A 462-nucleotide genomic window follows, 5' to 3' on the forward strand; every position below is an offset into this window, starting at 1 on the left:
CAGCCAGGCGCCGGTTGAAATTGCGCCACATTTCGTCGAGATCGGGGGGGCCTTCGCCGTCGGGCGGCGGACGCTTCGGGTCGTTCTTGCGGGACTTGTCGCCATTGCCCTCGCCGCGACCCCAGCGGGGATCGTTGATCGACAGCATCGGGCGCTTGCGCAGCCAGGAACTCCGCTCGTTGTAATCGTTCACCTGAGTTTGTTCACCAGATTGGGCCTCGACTGTGCCGGCAGGCTGCCGGTCAGTGCCCGTGTTCGGAAACCGTGTGGTCGTCGTGCGGTTCGGTCAGCCCGTTGCCATCGAACCGAACGTCGCGCTCGGGCAGCAACCCCGTGCCGGCAAGCGCATCGCTGCTCGCGATTTCGGCAATGGCGGCGCGCAGCGTATCGAGCCCCTGGCCCGTGCGTGCGCTCAAAAAGACGCGCGAAATATTACCATACTCATCGCGCTCGACCGCGTCG

The 462-nt window shown here is 65.2% G+C and carries 1 protein-coding gene and 1 pseudogene; both read right to left on the reverse strand.

The window, feature by feature from the left end:
- A partial coding sequence (locus HWX25_RS33000; RefSeq protein WP_175912790.1) for a protease modulator HflK N-terminal domain-containing protein occupies positions 1-193 on the reverse strand: 193 nt, incomplete at its 3' end.
- A 49-nt stretch (positions 194-242) separates the two neighbouring features.
- Positions 243-462, reverse strand: a pseudogene (locus HWX25_RS33005) (GTPase HflX); the annotation flags it as partial.

The organism is Burkholderia sp. BCC1640 (assembly GCF_902833125.1).
Lineage (GTDB): Bacteria > Pseudomonadota > Gammaproteobacteria > Burkholderiales > Burkholderiaceae > Burkholderia > Burkholderia diffusa.